Raw genomic sequence first — 2,677 nt, forward strand, 5'->3', positions numbered from 1 at the left:
CCCGAAACACTGCACTGGGACGGGACGGGGACCATCGTGTCACCGTGGCTCCCGAGCGTCATTGCCTTGACCTCGGAAATATCCACGCCGAGCTTCTCAGAAATGAAGTGCACGAATCGGGAGCTGTCAAGGATTCCGGCTTGCCCGATCACCTTGCGTGATGGCAGTCCTGAAACCTCGAACGCCAGCGTCGTCATGTGATCAAGCGGATTGGTTACCACGACCAATATGGCGTCGGGTGAGTATTCGAGGATTGACTCCGTCACACCTTTGACGATTTTGGCGTTGACTTCGAGCAAGTCCATCCGGCTCATGCCCGGTTTGCGTGCCAGGCCGGCGGTGATCACCACGACCTCGCTGCCAGCCGTGTCGGCATAATCATTCGTGCCGAGCACTTTGGTCGAATAATTCTCGACGGGTCGGGACTGATTCATATCGAGAGCCAGACCCTGTGGCAGACCCTCTACGATGTCCGTCATGACTACTTGGTCAACAATGCCTGATTCAGCCAACCGCATGGCGGTGAGCGAACCATATTTTCCGGCGCCGACAACTGATACTTTCCGCATGATTAGGTCTCCTGAGACAAGATACGTCATAACCCTAGCGCTGCCATGTATCGCTGATAGCCCCGCCGCATGAGAACTCTCCTGGCCGCCATCGGCATCGCCATTGCGGCCACCGGCTGCGTCAGTTCACCCTCTTCGCCGACCCGCCAACCGCTCCCTCCCGTCGACCTAACCGACCCGATCGTGGCGGCGTCGCTCGGATCACCTGAGTTCACCGACATCGCCTGGGAGCGCCGGGCCGGGCGTTGGACGATCGTCGGCGATGGACCACTCCCCCAGCCGGTCGACGTTGAGATCATCCAGGCCGCCTCATCAGATATCCCGGCCGCCATCTCGACCGAACCACGCCAGCTGATCCGCACCGCCTCGGCAGGAGTTCCTGCCTCGCACCCGGCGAGCGCGGCCGTCGCGGTAGCCAAGGGCCCCGACGTTTACCTGCTCGACGGTGCCTTCACCGGTACGCGAGCGGCGACTCGCTGGTCGGTAGGTCGGGTGCTCGTCCACGAGCTGGTTCACGTCGCCCAGTGGTACGGGTTGGCACCCGACTATGTCGCGGCAGCCCGATCAGGAGACATCGCTGCGCTCGACCTTGATGATGGCTCGGCGCTGGTCACCGACTGGGCCAAAGCAACGGGGTGGAACGATTCGAACGACGACCCGCTCGCTGCTACCTGGACCCTGACCGGCCAGGCACCGAACGCCTATGCGGCGACCAGTCCATCGGAGGACATGTCCGAGAGCGTCTCATTGGCGGCGGCCGGGTTGGGAGACTCCCTCGATGCGAATCGGGTTGCCTGGATCGAAGCTTGGACCGGCGCCACCCTCGGCGAACTCGGCCGGGGTCGGCCGTGGGTTCCCGCCCACGCGACCGAAGTCAGCTCAGCGGATGCTCTCTACGACGAAGCAAGCGTCTCCGAACTCGCCATCCAGACAGGCACACACGTCGACCCGATCTACTTTGAGCTCGCCGCCGACTCTCCCTCGCTCGAAGCCCTGGCCACGAGTGTTGCCGACCATCTGCAGGCCAATGGGCTGGCCGGCCAGATACAACCTGATGGTCAGGGGTACGCCGGAGCGTATCAAGTACCCGACGGGTCCGTCATCTGGGTTGAGCTCATCGAGGGCCGTGAACTCGGGGCCGAGGGCCCGCTGCTCATCTATGTGTGGCTGTGGTAGGCAAATCCCGGGCAGGACTATACGGCGACGAAGCGAGTTCCCTGCTCGACGTGTTCGTCAGCCACATTGTCGCCCGACATCTCCAGTCGATCGACTCGGGGACGATCGATCTCCGCTTGTTCCAACATGACCGTCCCACCTGACCACGTGATCGTGGCAGTTCGGACGGATCGGTCGACCACCCCGCCCAGAACGTCCCCGTAGAAAGCCACCCCTGCGTCAAGATCGGGGGTTGCAATGACGACCTGTTCCAGGGTGGACACCGCCGATCCGCGAGCCAGGTCGATGGCCGACCACCATGGCTCACCCCAGGGGGTGTGCTCGCCAGCCATGGCCCGGACCAGCAACGCCGTCATGGAACCCTCGTCATATCCTGGCTGGGCGACCTGAATGACTGGACCATGGCTTTGCTTGGGATGGATGAAGAACTCTTGCCAGAACGAATTGGAAAAGTTCACCCCAACCGGATCGAAGCCGAGCCCCTCAAACCGCTTGAGTTCGGCCCGAATATCAGCCGTCTTGAAGGTGAAGTGATGCGGGCCGGGACCGTTCGCACTCAAGAACCGGGCGAGGAAATCATTGCGCTCGACTTCCCAGGGTTCGAGAAGCTCGATGGTCATCCCATCTTCACCGCGACCGATCCGAATCTGCATGGCCCGGAAGCCTGAGCCAGGCGGCGACCCGCCGCCGATCATCACCCCACCATGCCGTCCCGCCAGGAACTGTTGGAGCGGGACGACCCGATCGGCGGCGAGCGCTACATGATCAAACTTCAGCAATCCGGCCTACAACCGCTCGATGATCGCATCACCGAAGGCCGATGTGCTGACCTCGGTGGGATTGTCCATCAAACGGGCAAAGTCGTAGGTGACAATCTTTTCCGAAATGGCCTTCTCGATCGCCGCGACCATGAGGGCGCCTGCTTCTTTCCA

At 62.0% G+C, this 2,677-nt stretch carries 4 protein-coding genes; 1 reads left to right on the top strand and 3 read right to left on the bottom strand.

Annotated elements, in window-relative coordinates; genetic code table 11:
• Positions 1 to 572, bottom strand: a 572-nt coding sequence (locus tag JJE47_01865; GenBank protein ID MBK5266158.1) for a malate dehydrogenase, incomplete at its 3' end; no start/stop codon positions are given.
• Positions 573 to 638: 66 nt separating this feature from the next.
• On the opposite strand from JJE47_01865, the gene JJE47_01870 reads away from it, so the two are divergent.
• Positions 639 to 1,745 carry a hypothetical protein gene (locus tag JJE47_01870; GenBank protein MBK5266159.1) on the top strand — a complete coding sequence of 369 codons (1,107 nt, stop codon included), beginning with the start codon at positions 639 to 641 and terminating at the stop codon, positions 1,743 to 1,745.
• Between the two features lie 17 nt (positions 1,746 to 1,762).
• On the opposite strand, the gene JJE47_01875 is transcribed toward JJE47_01870, so the two are convergent.
• A complete protein-coding gene (locus JJE47_01875) occupies positions 1,763 to 2,524 on the bottom strand; it encodes a VOC family protein (GenBank protein ID MBK5266160.1) in 762 nt (253 codons plus the stop codon).
• 6 nt (positions 2,525 to 2,530) lie between these two features.
• Positions 2,531 to 2,677, bottom strand: a 147-nt coding sequence (locus JJE47_01880) for an NADP-dependent isocitrate dehydrogenase (GenBank protein MBK5266161.1), incomplete at its 5' end; no start/stop codon positions are given.

The organism is Acidimicrobiia bacterium, from assembly GCA_016650365.1.
In the GTDB taxonomy this organism is placed as follows: Bacteria; Actinomycetota; Acidimicrobiia; order Spongiisociales; family JAENVV01; genus JAENVV01.

Bases quoted from the DNA above. Each gene is read 5' to 3' on its own strand.
- JJE47_01870 (MBK5266159.1), top strand. From the start codon at position 639: ATGAGAACTCTCCTGGCCGCCATCGGCATCGCCATTGCGGCCACCGGC.